At 67.4% G+C, this 16,741-nt stretch carries 16 protein-coding genes; 11 read left to right on the top strand and 5 right to left on the bottom strand.

Annotation, left to right across the window (positions count from 1 at the left end; all coding sequences use genetic code 11):
- Nucleotides 1-120 precede the first annotated feature (120 nt).
- On the top strand, nt 121-747 hold the full coding sequence (locus G432_RS04065) for a glutathione S-transferase family protein (RefSeq protein ID WP_015457550.1): 627 nt from the start codon (nt 121-123) through the stop codon (nt 745-747).
- Nucleotides 740-1,237: a DUF4019 domain-containing protein gene (locus tag G432_RS04060; protein ID WP_015457549.1), complete on the top strand. Its 498-nt coding sequence runs from the start codon at nt 740-742 to the stop codon at nt 1,235-1,237. Before G432_RS04065 ends, G432_RS04060 begins: the two co-directional genes overlap by 8 nt.
- Before the next feature lie 64 nt (nt 1,238-1,301).
- Here G432_RS04060 and G432_RS24025 read toward each other — a convergent pair whose 3' ends face one another.
- A complete protein-coding gene (locus tag G432_RS24025) occupies nt 1,302-2,519 on the bottom strand; it encodes an NF038122 family metalloprotease (protein ID WP_051128695.1) in 1,218 nt (405 codons plus the stop codon).
- Between the two features lie 343 nt (nt 2,520-2,862).
- Here G432_RS24025 and alaS point away from each other — a divergent pair, with 343 nt between their 5' ends.
- Complete coding sequence (alaS, locus tag G432_RS04050) at nt 2,863-5,529, top strand: alanine--tRNA ligase (protein WP_015457547.1); 2,667 nt, start codon at nt 2,863-2,865, stop codon at nt 5,527-5,529.
- Nucleotides 5,530-5,574: 45 nt separating this feature from the next.
- Here alaS and G432_RS04045 read toward each other — a convergent pair whose 3' ends face one another.
- Together G432_RS04045 and G432_RS04040 are read right to left on the bottom strand one after the other, a co-directional pair.
- Nucleotides 5,575-6,093, bottom strand: coding sequence for a hypothetical protein (locus tag G432_RS04045; RefSeq protein ID WP_015457546.1), 519 nt, complete (start codon nt 6,091-6,093; stop codon nt 5,575-5,577).
- An 11-nt stretch (nt 6,094-6,104) separates the two neighbouring features.
- Nucleotides 6,105-6,620: a hypothetical protein gene (locus tag G432_RS04040; RefSeq protein ID WP_015457545.1), complete on the bottom strand. Its 516-nt coding sequence runs from the start codon at nt 6,618-6,620 to the stop codon at nt 6,105-6,107.
- Nucleotides 6,621-6,725: 105 nt separating this feature from the next.
- Here G432_RS04040 and G432_RS04035 point away from each other — a divergent pair, with 105 nt between their 5' ends.
- Genes G432_RS04035 through G432_RS04025 form a run of 3 tightly spaced genes read left to right on the top strand, consistent with a single transcriptional unit; the run spans nt 6,726 to nt 8,408 of the window.
- Nucleotides 6,726-6,947, top strand: coding sequence for a hypothetical protein (locus G432_RS04035; RefSeq protein WP_015457544.1), 222 nt, complete (start codon nt 6,726-6,728; stop codon nt 6,945-6,947).
- 53 nt (nt 6,948-7,000) lie between these two features.
- Nucleotides 7,001-7,921 (top strand): EamA family transporter RarD, encoded by a 921-nt coding sequence (gene rarD / locus G432_RS04030; protein WP_015457543.1) that lies wholly within the window; start codon nt 7,001-7,003, stop codon nt 7,919-7,921.
- Nucleotides 7,922-7,976: 55 nt separating this feature from the next.
- The gene (locus G432_RS04025) at nt 7,977-8,408 is read left to right on the top strand and encodes an ExbD/TolR family protein (RefSeq protein WP_015457542.1); all 432 of its coding nucleotides are present in this window, start codon (nt 7,977-7,979) and stop codon (nt 8,406-8,408) included.
- A 154-nt stretch (nt 8,409-8,562) separates the two neighbouring features.
- Here G432_RS04025 and G432_RS22310 read toward each other — a convergent pair whose 3' ends face one another.
- Entirely contained in the window at nt 8,563-8,733 is a 171-nt protein-coding gene (locus G432_RS22310; protein ID WP_015457541.1) for a DUF1674 domain-containing protein, read from the bottom strand.
- Between the two features lie 67 nt (nt 8,734-8,800).
- Between G432_RS22310 and htpX the strand changes: the two genes are divergently transcribed.
- Both htpX and G432_RS04015 read left to right on the top strand, forming a co-directional pair.
- Nucleotides 8,801-9,736: a zinc metalloprotease HtpX gene (htpX, locus tag G432_RS04020; RefSeq protein WP_015457540.1), complete on the top strand. Its 936-nt coding sequence runs from the start codon at nt 8,801-8,803 to the stop codon at nt 9,734-9,736.
- Between the two features lie 120 nt (nt 9,737-9,856).
- A complete protein-coding gene (locus G432_RS04015; protein WP_051128800.1) occupies nt 9,857-11,080 on the top strand; it encodes an RsmB/NOP family class I SAM-dependent RNA methyltransferase in 1,224 nt (407 codons plus the stop codon).
- 11 nt (nt 11,081-11,091) lie between these two features.
- Here the strand turns inward: G432_RS04015 and G432_RS04010 are convergent, their stop codons facing one another.
- Nucleotides 11,092-11,910 carry an ATP-binding protein gene (locus G432_RS04010; RefSeq protein WP_015457538.1) on the bottom strand — a complete coding sequence of 273 codons (819 nt, stop codon included), beginning with the start codon at nt 11,908-11,910 and terminating at the stop codon, nt 11,092-11,094.
- Between the two features lie 119 nt (nt 11,911-12,029).
- Between G432_RS04010 and G432_RS04005 the strand changes: the two genes are divergently transcribed.
- The 3 genes from G432_RS04005 (at nt 12,030) to mdh (ending at nt 16,717) form a co-directional block, all read left to right on the top strand.
- Nucleotides 12,030-13,346 (top strand): amidohydrolase, encoded by a 1,317-nt coding sequence (locus tag G432_RS04005; protein ID WP_015457537.1) that lies wholly within the window; start codon nt 12,030-12,032, stop codon nt 13,344-13,346.
- Nucleotides 13,347-13,424: 78 nt separating this feature from the next.
- Entirely contained in the window at nt 13,425-15,407 is a 1,983-nt protein-coding gene (parE, locus tag G432_RS04000) for a DNA topoisomerase IV subunit B (RefSeq protein ID WP_015457536.1), read from the top strand.
- A 347-nt stretch (nt 15,408-15,754) separates the two neighbouring features.
- Complete coding sequence (gene mdh / locus G432_RS03995; RefSeq protein ID WP_015457535.1) at nt 15,755-16,717, top strand: malate dehydrogenase; 963 nt, start codon at nt 15,755-15,757, stop codon at nt 16,715-16,717.
- Nucleotides 16,718-16,741: the final 24 nt, after the last annotated feature.

Below are 16,741 nucleotides of genomic sequence, written 5' to 3'. Positions count from 1 at the left end.
GCAGCCTGGCGGCGACGCGGTCCGTCCGCAGGCAGGCCCCGGGATGCAGGGCGAAATTTCCCTCGCATCCCGGCCCGTCCACGGGCATTCCTTTGCCGCCGCCGTGGAAGAGGGCCGGAAATGACGATCACCGTCCATCATCTCGAAAATTCAAGGTCGCAGCGCGTGCTCTGGCTGCTGGAGGAACTGGATCTGCCTTATGAGGTGATCCGCTATGCCCGCGATCGCAAGACGATGCTGGCGCCGCCCGAATTGCGGCGGGTGCATCCGCTGGGCAAATCCCCGCTGATCGAGGATGAAGGCCGCGTCGTCGCGGAAACGGGCGCGATCGCCGAATATCTGGTGGAGAAGGCCGATGGCCGCCTTGGGCCTCCCGGCAATCGCGAGGCCGCGCTGCGCTACCGCCATTTCCTCCATTATGCCGAAGGATCGATGATGCCGCCCCTGCTGGCGATCCTGGTGGTGAACCGGCTGGGCCTGCTGGGCCGGCCGGCGCGCAAGCCCTTGCGGGCGATGCTGGACCGGCATCTCGACTGGCTGAACCTCGAACTCGCCGATCGCCCCTGGTTCGCCGGGGACATGTTCACCGCGGCGGACGTGATGATGAGCTTTCCCGTCGAGATATCGCGCCATCGCGGCGGGCTGGACCACGGCCGCCCGCACCTGATGGACTGGCTGGAGCGCATCCACGCCCGCCCGGCATACGGCCGCGCGCTCCTTGCCGGGGGCGCTTATGCCTATGCCTGAATGGCTGTTGCTGACGGCGGCGCTGCCGGCGATGGCGGGCGACGCGGTCCCCGGCGAGGCCGTGCAGCGGGCGGTGATCGATCGCACCCAGGCTTATTTCGCGGCCAAGGATGGCGGGGATTATCACCGCGCCTATGCGCTGATCGCGGCGTCGATGCGCGGCTATCTGACCGAGGATTTCTATACCGCCGAAGCCCGGCGTTTCAATGCGGAGGCGGGCAGGGCGGAGGCGCGCGATGTCGTTCGCCTCACCTGGTATCGCGATCCGCCGGATGCGCCGGAGCCGGGCCTTTATGTCGCGGCCGATTTCCGCAGCCGCTTTCCCAACATCCACGCGCATTGCGGCTATCTGATGTGGCACCAGGATGCCGACGGGCAGTTCCGCATCGTGCGGGAGGAGCAGAGCTTCATCGACAAGGCGACGGCCGCGCAGCTGCCGCCGGAAAGGCTGGCTTCCGCCGACCGCCAGCTCGGCTGCGTCGATCCCTGATGGCGGCATGAAATGGCCGGCGGACCCATGGGATCCGCCGGCCGAAGGTCGATCGAAAGGGCGTTCAGGCCGTGGCGGCGGCCGCCTTTTCCCGGCGGGCACGGCGGATGGCGCCGCCGATGACGCCGAAGCCCAGCAGCATCTGCGCCCAGGTGGCCGGTTCCGGCAGGGCCGGCATCTGCGCCGTGCTGTAGCTGCGCGGGCGGGCCAATATGTCGAAGTTGAGCTGGTAGCCCATGGCATCGAACGCGGCGAGATCGAGCGCCTCGACGATGTCCTGGTGGCCGTAGGCGACCGTCGGGTCCATCACGCCGATCTGCGGCACGCCGGGCAGATTATCCTTCCAGTGCGATGCCTGCTGGCCGTCGCCATTGTAGCGCCCGGTGGAATAGCGCGAATCCCCGAACAGCTGGGTCAGGCCGCCGTCGATCGAGAAATAGGGATTGCCCCCGGCGGCGATATAGGCGGCATCGGCGACCGACCAGTCGAGCACCGGCCCGCCATCGGGCGAAAGGCCGGAAGGATCGTTGCTGAAGCGGAACAGGTCCAGCACGCTCATCAGGCCGCCGTCGGGATTGTCGAAGTCGAACCCGCCCTGCTGCCAGGCCGGCCCCTTGGAATAGCCATAGACGTCATAGAGATCGACGCCGCTGACGAAGCCGAGCGCATGGCCGATCTCGTGCACCGCGACGCCGACGAAATCGATCGCATCGGCATCGATGCCGTCCTCGGGGTGGAAATCGAACTTGAACTGCGAGCTGAAGGTGATGCTGCCGTCGGTCGTGTTCGTAAAATCGTTGCCGCGAATGTCGGTGGTAAGGCCCAGCGCCTTCAGATTGGCGGTGTTGCCCCAGATGTAGCTGTTGTTCTCGCTGGAATCATTGTCCCATTCGCGGAAGCGGGTATCCACGCCGAGCGTGCCCTGCAGGGGCGTGTTGGTGATGGCGTTCACCGATCCGCTGTTGGTGAGCTGGGCCTTGACCGCAGCGACGGCGCTGGCGTCCAGCGCGGAGGTGGCCTTGGCTTCCAGCGCCGCCACCACGTCGGTCAGGTTGACGTCGGCGCGCGTGCTGCTCGTCGATCCCAGAACATTCGGGGCCAGCACCGCATAGCTGACGTTCAGATTCACCGTGGAATCGCCGACGAGCATGTTTTCCCAGAATTTCGCCGCCGTCAGGAAACCCATATAGGCGGCGGAATCATTGGCGCTGCCGGCGCCTGTATAGTTGAGGTTGATGACGATCGCCGATGCCGGTGTCGAAGCGATTGCCGCAACGGCCAAAGCTGCGCCAGCCAGAAGCTTGCATACTTGCATGAGCAGTCCCCGTTCCAAAGGGCGACCACGCCACGCCCCCGTGGCGCGATTCGATAGGGGATGGTATCTTTTTGTTGCGGCGCCGAAAACTTGTTTTTAACCAAATATTAACGATTATTACGTGTGCGTTATATTGGCGTTAACTATATGGCTTGATGGGATATTCCGTTTATCTGGCCTTTTCAGTGGGATCGGCCTGCCCCAGGCCATTGGTCGTACCTATTCCGAGACATGCGCCGCAGGCCGCGCCGCTGCCGCCTTGCCTTCGACTCCGCTTGAGAAGAGACGCGCGCTCCACTAAGTCGCGCGCATGACATCGACGAACGACATCCGCCGCTCCTTCCTCGACTATTTCGGAGGCGAGGGGCATCAGATCGTGCCTTCCGCGCCGCTGGTGCCGCACAACGATCCCACGCTGATGTTCGTCAACGCGGGCATGGTGCCGTTCAAGAACGTCTTCACCGGCCTCGAAACCCGGCCCTATTCCACGGCGACCTCCTCGCAGAAATGCGTGCGCGCCGGCGGCAAGCATAACGATCTCGACAATGTCGGCTATACGGCGCGGCACCACACCTTCTTTGAAATGCTGGGGAATTTCTCCTTCGGCGATTATTTCAAGGAACGTGCGATCTCGCTCGCGTGGAACCTCATCACCCGCGAATGGGGCCTCGACAAGAACCGGCTGACCGTCACCGTCTATCACACGGACGACGAGGCCTATGACCTCTGGCGCAAGATCGCCGGCCTGCCGGAAAGCCGCATCATCCGCATCCCGACCTCGGACAATTTCTGGGCGATGGGCGATACCGGCCCGTGCGGCCCCTGTTCCGAGATCTTCTGGGATCATGGCGACCATATCTATGGCGGTCCTCCCGGCAGCCCCGAGGAGGATGGCGACCGTTTCGTCGAGATCTGGAACCTCGTCTTCATGCAATATGAGCAGGTGACGAAGGAGGAGCGGGTCAACCTGCCGCGCCCCTCGATCGACACCGGCATGGGGCTGGAGCGGATCGCCGCCGTGCTGCAGGGCGTGCACGACAATTACGATACCGACACCTTCAAGGCGCTGATCGCGGCTTCCGGCGAGCTGACGCGCACCGACACCGCCGGGCCGGCAAAGGCCTCGCACCGCGTGATCGCCGATCACCTCCGCGCCTCGGGCTTCCTGGTGGCGGATGGCGTGCTGCCGGCCAATGAGGGCCGCGGCTATGTGCTCCGCCGCATCATGCGCCGCGCCATGCGCCACGCGCATCTGCTGGGCGCTGCCGAGCCGCTGATGTATCGCCTCGTCCCGGCCCTGGTCGCCGAGATGGGCGCCGCTTATCCCGAGCTGGTCCGCGCCCAGCCGCTGATCGAGGAAACGCTGAAGCAGGAGGAGACCCGCTTCCGCCAGACGCTCGCCAACGGCCTGCGGCTGCTGGACGAGGCGACCGGATCGATGAAGGCGGGCGAAACCCTGCCGGGCGCCGTGGCCTTCAAGCTCTACGACACGTTCGGCTTCCCTTACGATCTGACCGAGGATGCGCTGCGCGCCCAGGGCTTCGGCGTCGATCGCGCCGGTTTCGATGCGGCGATGGCCGAGCAGAAGGCCGCCGCCCGCGCCGCCTGGAAGGGATCGGGCGAGAAGGCGTCCGACGACGTCTGGTTCGACATTGCCGAGGAAGCCGGCGGCACCGAGTTCACGGGCTATAGCAGCAATGTCGGCGAAGGCAGCGTGATCGCCATCGTTCGCGACGGCGAGCGGGTGAAGGCCGCCCAGACGGGCGACGAGGTGATGATCGTCACCAACCAGACGCCCTTCTACGGCGAAAGCGGCGGCCAGATGGGCGATGTCGGCGAGATCAGGGGCGAGGGCGGCTTCTTCGCCACCGTCACCGACACGCTGAAGCCGCTGGGCCGCATCCACGCCCACAAGGCCGTGATCGAGGGCGGCGAGGTGCAGGTGGGCGATGCCGTCCAGCTTGCCATCGACGTCGAATATCGCGCCCGCGTCCGCGCCAACCATTCGGCCACCCATCTGCTGCACGCCGCGCTGCGCAAGCATCTGGGCGGGCATGTGACGCAGAAGGGCAGCCTGGTGGCGGCCGATCGCTTCCGCTTCGATTTCTCGCACCCCAAGGCGCTGACCGCGCAGCAGATCGCCGAGGTCGAGGCCGAGGTGAACCGTCACATCCGCGAGAATGGCGACGTCATGACCCGGCTGATGACGCCGGACGATGCGATCGCGGCCGGCGCGATGGCGCTGTTCGGCGAGAAATATGGCGACGAGGTGCGCGTGCTTTCGATGGGCGCGGCCGATGGCGCCAGCTATTCGGTCGAGCTGTGCGGCGGCACCCATGTCGCCGCGCTGGGCGATATCGCGCTCTTCAAGATCGTGTCGGAAAGCGCGGTCTCGTCGGGCGTCCGCCGTATCGAGGCGCTGACCGGCGAGGCCGCCCGCGCCTGGCTCACCGGCCGCGAGGACCGGCTGAAGGAAGCCGCCGCCACGCTCAAGACCGCGCCGGAAGACGTGCCCGCCCGCGTCCTCTCGCTGGTCGAGGAGCGCAAGCGGCTGGAGCGCGAGCTGGCCGATGCGAAGAAGGCGCTGGCGCTTTCCGGCGGCGCAAGCGTGACGCCGGAGGCCGCCCGGTCCGAAACCATCGCCGGCCGCGCCTTCGTCGGCAAGGTGATCGAGGGGCTGGACCCCAAGGGCCTGCGCGGCCTGATCGACGAGGAGAAGGCCCGGATCGGCTCCGGCGTCGCCGCTTTGGTGGCGGTGAACGAAGGGCGCGCCTCCGTGGCCGTCGGCGTCACCGACGATCTGAAGGGCGATGTGAGCGCCGTCGATCTCGTCAAGGCGGCGGTGGCGACGCTGGGCGGGCAGGGCGGCGGCGGCCGGCCGGACATGGCCCAGGGCGGCGGACCGGACGGCGCCAAGGCGGCCGATGCGCTGGCCGCGATCCGCGCCGTGATGGAGGCGGCGCCGGTCGCCGCCTGATCGCGCGATCGGCGGGCGGAGCCGCCCCGGGGTTCCGGCCACGCGCTATTGCGCGCCGGCGCTCCCGAGCAGGCTGACCACCGTCTTGCCGCCTTCGCGATTGGCGGTGAGGGTGAAGCCGCCCTCCTTGCCGTGCTTGCCGTTCAGCATCTCCATCGTGCCGGCCTTCACCTCGGCATCGACGGCATAGCCTGCTTTCCGGGCGCCGGCCTTGTAATAAGCGATCACCTGCGCCGGCATGTCCGGCGTGTCGAAGCTCAATATCGTGCTCCTGGCGGTCGCTTCGCCGGTGATCCGCGTGCTGCTGGTCACGGTGGCGCCGGGATAGAGCGAAAGGCCGGCCGGCAGGGCCGCGTCGCCGGTGCCGCTCACGATCCGGGCCGTGCCCTTGTCCGAACGCACGGTCAGCGTGCTCTGCCCGTTGCTCTCGCTGAGCTGGTAGCTCGCATCCCCCCCGGCACTGTCCTTGCCGGCCGTGCCGCTCTTGCCGCAACCGGACAGGGCGGCGGCCAGAGCCAGCGCCAGGATCGCGGGGTGGGGCCTGTTCTTGGTCGATCCGGTCATCTGGCCGCCTTTCAATCCAGGATCGTCAGCGCGCCCTTGCTGCCCGTGCCCGCCGGCTCGATGGCGATCCGCACCTTCTTGCCCTTGGCGTTGGTCAGGTTCAGCACGTCGGCCGCGCCTTCGCGGGTGGAAGCCGCGGACGTGAAGCCCTTGTCCTTGGCCGCCGCCTCATAATAGGCCTTCAGCTTGTCCGGCGCGTCGGCGCTGGCGTAGCTGATGCGCACGCTGTTCGCGCTCGCATCGCCCGCGGCTTTCACGTCCACGCCCGTCACCCTCGTGCCCGGATAGAGGCGCAGGCCGTCTATATCCATGTCGTCGCTGCCGAGGCTGGTCGCCGGCACGTCCACCTTGGCGCTGAAGCCCGGTATGTCGAGCGACACCTGCCCGCCATTGTCGGCCGAGGAAGCCGCCGCCCCATTGCCGGCATCGGCCTTGTCGTCCTTGCCCACCTTCACCTCGCAGGCGGTGAGCAGAAACAGGCCTGAAACCGCTACGGCAAGGCCGATCGGCAGGGTGGTGCGACGCATTTTCTTCTCCCCAGTTTTCCGGTCGGTTTCCCTTATCGCATGTGTATTATATGGGCAATACAGTTTCCGCTTGCATCGCGGAGCGGAGAAGGCGATCATCCTGCCATGCTGAACGTCATCTCCCTGTTTATCGGCGTCATCGCGGCGGTCCTCGCGATCTTCGCCTTCATTCCCTTCCTGGGCTGGGCCAACTGGCTGATCCTGCCCGTGGCGGTGGTGGGGCTGATCGTCGGCCTGCTGTCCCGATCGAAGGAAGGGCAGACGCTCAACCTCGTCGTGATCGCGATCGGCTGCCTGCGCCTGTTCCTGGGCGGCGGCATCATCTGATTGAAATCATATCGGGTTGACGGCGGCCATGGGACGGCCGAAGGGCCGCGATCATGAGCCGGCAATCTCCCTCCGCGTCCCAGGATGAAGCCCGCAGCGGCGTGTTCCTGGCCTTATCGGCCTATCTGATCTGGGGGCTGCTGCCGCTCTACCTGAAGCAGATCATGCATGTGCCGCCGGTGCAGATCGTCGCGCACCGCACCGTCTGGTCCTTCGTGCTGGTCGCGGTCATCGTCCTCGCCTTCGGCCGGCTGAAGGGCATCCGCGCGGCGCTGCGCACGCGCGGCACCTTCGGCCTGCTGATGGTCAGCGCCACGCTGATCGCGCTCAACTGGCTGTTCTACACCTGGGCGATCCTGCACGAACATGTGCTGGAGGCGAGCCTCGGCTATTTCATCAACCCGCTGGTCAATGTCGCGCTCGGCATGATCTTCCTCAAGGAAAGGCTGCGGCCGGTGCAATGGCTGGCGGTGGGGCTGGCGGGCGCGGGCGTCATCGTCATGGCGGTGGCGCAGGGCGGGGCGGTGTGGATATCGCTCGCCCTCGCGCTCACCTTCGGGCTCTACGGCCTTGTCCGCAAGGTGGTGGCGATCGATGCGCTGGGCGGCCTCGCCGTGGAGACGACCCTGCTCGCGCCGGTCGCGCTCGGCTGGCTCATGTGGTGCGCGCATACGGGGGAGGGCGTCTTCGGCGTGGATCGCGATACCGATCTGCTGCTGATCGCCGGCGGCCTGCTCACCACCACGCCCTTGCTGCTGTTCGCGGCGGCGGCGCGGCGGATGCGCTACACGGCGATGGGGCTGATCCAGTATCTCACGCCCACGCTGGTCTTCTTCCAGGGCATATTGCTGTTCGGGGAGCCGCTGACGACGGTCCACATCATCACCTTCGGGCTGATCTGGGCGGGGCTTGCCGTCTATGTCGCCGATATGCTCCGCGCGCATCGCGCCATGCCCGTTACGCTGCCGGAATAGGCTTCCCTCGGCGATTGGTTATGATATCCCGTATCCTCCAGAAAAGGAGGATGCCATGGCCCGTTCCCGCTATCGTCCGATTCCCTTCACCGATCCCCGCCCGATGGTGGAGATGAACACCACGCCGCTGATCGACGTGCTGCTCGTCCTCCTCATCATGATGATCCTCACGGTGCCCGTGGTGACGCACAAGGTCGCGATCGATCTGCCGGGCGACGGGCGGCGGGATGCCGCGCCGCCGCCGGTGCATCGCCTGGATATCGCGGCTTCGGGCGCGCTTTCCTGGGATGGGGCGCCGGTGGCGGTTGCGGCCTTGCCCGCGCGGCTGGCGGGCCACCGCGCCGATCCGGCCCGCCCCATCCTCCATGTCCGCGCCGATGGGGAGGCGCCCTACGGCGTCGTCGATCAGACGCTGGCCGCGATCAAGCGGGCGCGGATCGACCGGATCGGGCTGGTCGACAATGCGCGCTATGCCGGGCTCGACTGATCGGGCCTCGCGGATGCAATGGCCCTGTAACATCGCCGAGTCATAAGATGCCTGCACGCTTCCGGAGCCGCGTTTCCGACCCCTAGGGCGGCTCCCCCTCCCGGACGCGCGGCGGCCCCTACCCCCGAACCGCCGCGCGTCCCCCTGGAGGTCCCTAGAAATCCACCGCTATGCCTTTGCTTTCCCAGTCGCCGTAGCGGACGGGATCGTGGCCGCGCGTCTCCGCCTCCTCCGGATCGGGCACATATTCGGCCGGCTCCGGCACGGGCGGGCTGGGCGAAAGATGAGCGGGCGGCTTCACATGGGGCGGGCGCTTGCCGGACATGGCGTTGGTTCCGATTGAAGATTGCGGGGCTGCGCCCCACATTGCGCTCTGGAGGTAGAAGCGCAAGATGAACGGTATGAAGACGACCATGCTGCTCGCGGCGATGACCGCGCTGTTCATGGGCCTGGGTTATGCGATCGGCGGTTCGGGCGGGGCGATCATCGCCCTTCTGGTGGCGGGGGGCATGAACCTCTTCACCTTCTGGAATGCGGACAAGATCGTGCTGCGCATGCACGATGCGCGCGAGGTGAACGCCGGCAACTGCCCCGAATTCGTCGGGCTGGTGCAGGGCCTCGCGCGGCGCGCCGGCCTGCCGATGCCGAAGGTCTACATCATCGATTCGCCGCACCCCAACGCCTTCGCCACCGGCCGGAACCCGGAAAATGCCGCCGTCGCGGCGACGACGGGCCTGCTCGCCATCCTCGATCGCGACGAGATCGAAGGCGTGATGGCGCATGAGCTGGCCCATGTGCGCAACCGCGATACCCTGATCATGACGATGACGGCCACGATCGCCGGCGCGATATCGATGATCGCGAATTTCGGCCTGTTCTTCGGCGGCCATGGCGAAAATCGGCCGAACATGCTCGTCACGCTCGCCGCCGTCATCATGGCGCCCTTTGCGGCCATGATCGTCCAGATGGCGATCAGCCGCACCCGCGAATATGGCGCGGACCGGGGCGGGGCCGAGATTTCCGGCAAGCCGCGCGCGCTGGCCTCCGCGCTCGCCAAGCTGGCCAAGGGCGCGGCCCGCATCCCCAATCCCGTGGTGGACCGCAACCCGGCGGCCGCCCAGCTCTATATCGTGCCGGCGCTGTCGGGCAGGGGCGGGGACAATCTCTTCTCCACCCACCCGGATACCGGCAACCGCATCGCCCGGCTGGATGCGATCGCGGCGGAAATGGGCGATCTGCCCCGCCAGCGGCCGGCCGCGCCGCGCGTCGCCTCGGTGCCCGCTTCGCGCCGCCGTGCCAGCGCGCTCGATCCCAACGGGCGCCGCTGATCCGCCTGGCGCGCGATTTCCGCCCGGCCTGGAAATGCTCTATGGCCGCGCGGAAACGACCGATGGGAATATGATTTGAGCGATAACGAACCCGCCGGCGTCGCCGCGCGCCGTGCCGCGATGCGCCTGCTCGATGCCGTGCTGCGGCAGGGCCTGCCGCTGGAAGCGGCGCTGGGCAATGCCACGGCGGGCATCGACCGCGCGGATGATCGCGCCTTCGCCCGCGCCATCGCGGCGGAAGTGCTGCGCCGCCTGCCCGATCTCGATGCCCTGATCGATTCCCACACGGCCAAGAAGCTTCCCCACGATGCCAAGGCCCGCTTCGCGCTGCGCATCGCGCTCGCCCAGGCGCTGGCGCTCGGCACGCCGCCCCATGCCGCCATCGCCACCGTGCTGCCGCTGATGGATGGCGGCCCGCGCCGGCTGGTCCATGGCGTGTTCGGCGCGGCGATGCGGGCCGGCGCCACGCTGCCGGGTCAGCCCGCGCTCCCGCGTCCGGTGGAGAAGCGCTGGCGCAAGGCCTGGAAGCAGGACATGGTCGATGCCGCCCGCGCTGCGATCGCCGCGCCGCCGCCGGTCGATCTCACGCTCCGCGATCCCGCCGCCACCGCCGAATGGGCGGAACGGCTGGGCGGCGTCAGCCTCGCCCCCGGCCATGTCCGCCTGGCCCGTGGCGGCGCGATCGCCGATCTGCCGGGCTTCGCGGATGGACAATGGTGGGTGCAGGATATCGCCGCCTCGCTGCCCGCGCGGGTGGCGGGCGCGGGGGAGGGGCGCAGCGCGCTCGATCTCTGCGCCGCGCCCGGCGGCAAGACGATGCAGCTCGCCGCCGCCGGCTGGCAGGTTACGGCGACGGACCTGTCCGCGCCCCGGCTGGAACGGCTCCGCGAAAATCTCGCCCGCACCGGCCTTGCCGCCGAGGTCCGGCAGGCGGACGTGATGGCGGAGGAGCCGCGCCCGGTTTTCGATGCGGTGCTGCTCGATGCGCCCTGCTCGGCCACCGGCATCTTCCGCCGCCACCCCGATGTGCTCCACCGCGCCACCGATCGCGCCATCGCCGGCTTTGCCGAACAGCAGGCGGCGATGCTCCGCCAGGCGGCCGGCTGGGTGAAGCCGGGCGGCACGCTGATCTATGCCGTCTGCTCGCTGGAACCCGCCGAAGGCGAGATGGTGGCCGATGGCTTCGCGGCCGAACAGGGCTTCACCCGCGATCCGATCCGGCCTGAGGAACTGCCCGAAGGCATCGTGCCGGGGGGCGCGGGCCGCGTCCGCGTGCTGCCCGGCGCGCTGGCGAAGCAGGGCGGGGCGGACGGCTTCTTCGTGGCGCGGTTCCGGCGAGGGTGACGCTGGCGGCCTTAAACCGATTTCCCCGCCCGACCGGCCAACTCCACCACATATTGCCAGGCGATGCGGCCCGATCGGCCGCCGCGCTGCGTCGCCCAGGCGATGGCGTCCTGCGGTTCGAATGTCAGCCCCAGCTTCGCCGCATAGCCTGAAACCATCGCGACATAGGTATCCTGGTCGCACACATGGAAGCCCAGGCTGAGGCCGAAGCGGTCGGCCAGCGCCATGCGATCGTCCACCACGTCGCGCGGGTTGATCGGGCTGTCCTGCTCCCGCATGTCGCGGTGGACGATGTGGCGGCGGTTGGAGGTGACGTAGAGCCGCGCATTGGCCGGCCGCGCCTCCGCGCCGCCTTCCAGCAGCGATCGCAGGATGCGGGGCGCGTCGCTCCCTTCCTCGAAGCCCAGATCGTCGATGAACAGCACATAGGCGCGCGGCACGTCCGCGATGCGGGCGAACAGGCGCGGCAGGGTGCCGATCGCGTCGCCCGCGACCTCGATCAGCGCGATATCCAGCCCTTCCTGCTGGAGGGTGCCGACGCTCGCCTTCACCAGCGCGGATTTGCCCGCCCCGCGCGATCCCCACAGCAGCACGTCGTGCGCGGCATGGCCGTGCGCCAGCCGGCGGCTGTTCTCGATCAGCGCGGTCTTCTGTGGGTCGATCCCGGTCAGCAGGTCGAGCGCGATCGGCCGGAACGCGCGGGTCGGCTGCAGCGCCCCCATGTGCCACACATAGGCCGGATGCGCGGCGGGATCGCCATCGGGCGGCGGCGGCGGCGCGATCCGTTCCAGCGCGGCGGCGATGCGGGCAAGGGCTTCACTGTCGGTCACGGGCGTCCTCCGCTACGGTCCGGGCGGCCATAACCGACTGTGGCGCAAGATTGAATCCCTTTCCCTCGGATAACCTTCCTGCCAGAAAAACCGCCGGATACTGAATTTTCGGAGTCGCCATGAAGAAAGCGCTGCCCGCCCTGGCCCTGATCGGCCTTCTTTCCACCCCCGCGGCGGCCGACACGCTGTCCGATGCGGTGCGCGCGGACATGCCGTCGCTGCTCACCATCTATCGCGATCTGCACGCCAATCCGGAACTGAGCTTCCAGGAGGTGAAGAGCGCGGCGAAGCTCGCGGCCGAGGCGAAGAAGGCCGGCTTCGAGGTGACGACCGGCGTCGGCAAGACGGGCGTCGTCGCGGTGATGAAGAACGGCCCCGGCCCGGTCGTGCTGCTCCGCGCCGATATGGACGCGCTTCCCCTCGTCGAGCAGACGGGCGTGCCCTATGCCAGCAAGGTGAAGGCGCTCACCCGCGAGGGCGCGGAAACCGGCGTGATGCACGCCTGCGGCCACGATACGCACATGACGGCCTGGATCGCCACCGCCCGGCGGATGGCGGCGATGAAGGATCAGTGGTCCGGCACGCTCGTCATGGTCGGCCAGCCGGCGGAGGAGATCGGCTCCGGCGCCAAGGCGATGCTGGACGACGGGCTCTATACCCGCTTTCCCAAGCCCTCCACCGTCATCGCCTTCCACGATTCGGCCGCGCTGCCGGCCGGCGTGATCGGCTATGCCGACGGCTATACGATGGCCAATGTCGATACCGTCGACCTGACGGTGAAGGGCATCGGCGGCCACGGCGCCTATCCCCAGCTTGCCAAGGACCCGATCGTGCTGGCCGCCCGCATCGTCACCGCGCTGCAGACGCTGGTCTCGCGGGAGATCGATCCGCTGGAATCGGGCGTGGTCACGGTCGGCAGCTTCATCGGCGGCACCAAGCACAACATCATCCCGGATGAGGTGAAGCTGCAGCTCACGGTCCGCAGCTACACGCCGGAAGTGCGCAAGACCCTGCTGGACGGCATCATCCGCATCGCCAAAGGCGAGGCGATCGCCGCCGGCATGCCGGAGGATCGCATGCCGGTGATGGCGCTGAAGGACGGCATCACGCCCGCCACCTTCAACACCCAGCCGCTCACCAACACCATCACCACCGCCTTCGCCGATCGTTTCGGCAAGGATCGCGTCCGCCTGCTCCGCGCGCAGATGGGGGGCGAGGATTTCAGCCAGTTCTACCTGGCGGACAAGGATAATATCCAGTCGCTGCTCTTCTGGGTGGGCGGCGTATCGAAGGCGAGCTGGGACAAGGCCGGCGGCGACGTAACCAAGCTCCCCTCGATCCACAGCCCCTTCTGGGCGCCCGATCCCGACATCACCATCTCCACCGCAACCGAAGCGATGGTGACGGCGGCCCTGACGGCGCTGGGGAAGAAGTGAGGCATAAGGGGGTGGTGTCGCTCCCCGCCATGCGCGGGGGGCTGGCGGCCGGCGAATCCACCCCCTATACGTTCCGCCATGGCTGACGATCTCTTCGCTTCCACTCCCTCCACCAGCTCCGGAAATTACGATGCCTCGGCGATCGAGGTGCTGGAAGGGCTGGAGCCGGTTCGCCGCCGCCCCGGCATGTATATCGGCGGCACGGACGAGCGCGCCTTCCATCACCTCGCCGCCGAGGTGCTGGACAATGCGATGGACGAGGCCGTCGCCGGCCATGCGACGCGGATCGAGGTGACGCTGGCGGCCGGCAACCGCATCACCATCGCCGATAACGGCCGGGGCATCCCGGTCGATCCGCATCCGAAATTCCCGGGCAAGTCGGCGCTGGAGGTGATCCTCACCACGCTCCATTCCGGCGGCAAGTTCAGCGACAAGGCCTATGCCACCTCGGGCGGCCTGCACGGCGTGGGCGTCAGCGTCGTCAACGCGCTGTCGGTGGATACGGTGATCGAGGTCGCCCGCAATCGGGAGCTTTTCCGCCAGACCTTCTCCAAGGGGCATCCGACCTCGAAGCTGGAAACCGTGGGCGCCGCCCCCAACCGGCGCGGCACCAGCGTGTCCTTCACGCCGGACCCGGAGATATTCGGCCCGGCCGCCCATTTCCGGCCCGGCCGGCTCTATCGGCTCGCCCGGTCCAAGGCCTATCTCTATGCCGGGGTCGAGATACGCTGGCGCTGCGATCCCTCGCTGATCGGGGACGATACGCCGGCCGAGGCCGTCTTCCAGTTCCCCGGCGGGCTGGCCGATCACTTGCAGGAACAGATTGCCGGCCGCGAGTGCGCGACCGCGAATTTCTTTTCGGGCAAGCAGGATTTCCCGAACGCGCAAGGATCGGTGGAATGGGCGGTCGCCTGGCCGCTCTGGTCCGAAGGCAGCTATTCCTATTATTGCAACACCATTCCCACGCCCGATGGCGGCACCCATGAAAACGGCCTGCGCGCCGGGCTGGTGAAGGGGATGCGCGCCTTCGCCGAACTGGTCGGCCAGAAGAAGGCGAAGGACCTGACGGCGGACGACGTGATGACCGGATCGGAGCTGATGCTCTCCGTCTTCATCCGCGATCCGCAGTTCCAGAGCCAGACGAAGGACCGGCTGACCAGCCCCGAGGCCGCCGGCCTCGTGGAGAAGGCGATCCGCGACCATTTCGATCATTTCCTCGCGGACAATATGGAACGCGGCAAGGCGCTGCTCGCCTTCGTGCTGGATCGGATGGACGAACGCCTGCGCCGCAAGGCCGAACGCGAGGTCAAGCGCAAGACGGCGACGGCCGGGCGCAAGCTGCGCCTGCCGGGCAAGCTCACCGATTGCGCGAACGACGATCCCGCCGGCACCGAATTGTTCATCGTCGAAGGCGATTCGGCCGGCGGATCGGCCAAGCAGGCGCGCGATCGCAAGACGCAGGCGATCCTGCCGATCCGGGGCAAGATATTGAACGTGGCCTCGGCCTCGTCCGCCAAGATCCTCGCCAATCAGGAAATCGCCGATCTCATCCAGGCGCTGGGCTGCGGCGTGCGCGACAAGTGCAATCCCGATCTGCTGCGCTACGAGCGCATCGTCGTGATGAGCGACGCCGACGTCGACGGCGCCCATATCGCCACGCTGCTGATGACCTTCTTCTTCCAGGAAATGCCGGAAGTCGTGCGGCGCGGGCATCTCTATCTCGCCCAGCCCCCGCTCTACCGGATCGTGGCCGGCGCCAAGAGCGCCTACGCCCGCGACGATGCGCACCGCGCCGAGCTGGAGGCGACCGAGTTCAAGGGCAAGAAGGTCGAGGTCAGCCGCTTCAAGGGCCTGGGCGAGATGAACCCCCAGCAGCTTCGCGAAACGACGATGGACCCGGCGAAGCGCAGCCTGATCCGCGTCGTCCTGCCGCAGGAATATGAAGAGCGGCAGAGCGTGCGCGATCTGGTCGACCGGCTGATGGGCAAGAATCCCGAGCACCGCTTCGCCTTCATCCAGGCCAATGCCGCCCAGTTCGACGAGGAAGCGATCGACGCCTGAGGCGCCCCTGCCATCCTTTCCCGCCACCTGAAGGGAAAGGCGGGACATGGCGGCCCAGCCGGGCAAGGACATTTCTTGTCCTCAATGGCGGGTGAAGCGTCGCCTCGATGCGAAGTATGGAAACGATCGGTGAGCCATCGTTTCCTGTTGCCCTAATATGGTCCCGGATCGGGCCGGACGACATCAATGGAAAGCGGTGATGGCAGCAGCCGCAACAAAAACTGTCCCGAATGGCGCCGCGGGCGGTTGCCCCGTGCGTCCCATGGGTCTAAGCGGACGCCGTTTCACGGGCGGACGCTCGCCGCGGCCGCCTTCCTAAGCCAACTCGAACCCTTGAAGGCACGCGCATGTCCAGGAAGAAGATCGCGCTTATCGGCGCAGGCAATATCGGCGGCACGCTCGCTCATCTCGCGGCGATCAAGGAACTGGGCGACATCGTCCTGTTCGACGTCGTCGAGGGCGTTCCCCAGGGCAAGGCGCTCGATCTCAGCCAGTGCGGTCCCATCGAGGGTTTCGACGCGAAGATCACCGGCACGAACGACTATGCCGATATCGCGGGCGCGGATGTCATCATCGTCACCGCCGGCGTCGCCCGCAAGCCGGGCATGAGCCGCGATGACCTGCTGGGCATCAACCTCAAGGTCATGAAGGCCGTGGGCGAGGGCATCAAGGCCAATGCGCCGGATGCGTTCGTGATCTGCATCACCAACCCGCTCGACGCGATGGTGTGGGCGCTGCGCGAATTCTCCGGCCTGCCGCACAACAAGGTGGTCGGCATGGCCGGCGTGCTCGATTCGGCGCGCTTCAGCCACTTCCTTGCCGAGGAATTCCAGGTCTCCGTCCGCGACGTGAACAGCTTCGTGCTCGGCGGCCATGGCGACACCATGGTGCCGGTGGTCGAATATTCCACCGTCGCGGGCATCCCGATCCCCGACCTGATCGAGCAGGGCCGTTCCACCAAGGAGCGCATCGACGCGATCGTGCAGCGCACCCGCTCGGGCGGCGGCGAGATCGTCGGCCTGCTCAAGACCGGATCGGCTTATTATGCGCCGGCCACCAGCGGCATCGCGATGGCCGAAGCCTATCTGAACGATCAGAAGCGCCTGCTGCCCTGTGCCGCCTATGTCGAAGGCAAGTACGGCGTGGACGGCCTCTATGTCGGCGTGCCGGTGGTGATCGGCGCCGGCGGCGTCGAGCAGATCGTCGAGATCAAGCTCGATGACGAGGCGAAGGCCAACCTCCAGGTCTCCGTCGATGCGGTCAAGGAACTGCTGGTCGCCTGCAAGGGCATCGATCCGAGCCTCGCTTAATCTTTCCGCTTCCCCAGCAAAGGG

This window comes from Sphingomonas sp. MM-1, from assembly GCF_000347675.2.
Taxonomy (GTDB): domain Bacteria; phylum Pseudomonadota; class Alphaproteobacteria; order Sphingomonadales; family Sphingomonadaceae; genus Sphingomonas_E; species Sphingomonas_E fennica.
This window is presented reverse-complemented; position numbering and strand designations above follow the sequence as displayed.